Annotated in this window: 1 protein-coding gene; it reads right to left on the bottom strand. The window is 62.6% G+C overall.

Features of this window, described 5'->3' with window-relative positions:
• Positions 1-254 (bottom strand): zinc-binding dehydrogenase (locus QSV46_RS40340; RefSeq protein ID WP_314964267.1); only part of this gene is annotated, 254 nt, incomplete at both ends.

The raw sequence follows: 254 nt of genomic DNA, 5'->3' as shown, positions 1-254 counted from the left end.
CCGAAACGCCCCAGCCGCGATGGCACGCTTCGAGCGCCTGCCGCATCACGGTGGTGTTTCCCGTGCAGTCGAAGGTGTAGTCGGCTCCGCCGTCGGTGAGCCCGACCAGATGCTGGACGATATCGCTTACCTTGGTCGGGTTGACGAAATGTGTCATGCCGAAACGGCGGCCCCAATCCTCCTTGGAATCGTTGATGTCGACGCCGACGATCTTGTCGGCGCCCACCATCTTCGCGCCCTGGATGACGTTGAGG

It is taken from the genome of Bradyrhizobium cosmicum (genome assembly GCF_032290525.1).
Classification (GTDB): Bacteria; Pseudomonadota; Alphaproteobacteria; order Rhizobiales; family Xanthobacteraceae; genus Bradyrhizobium; species Bradyrhizobium cosmicum_A.
The sequence above is the reverse complement of the archived record's forward strand: the minus strand, read 5'-3'. Positions and strand labels throughout refer to the sequence as shown.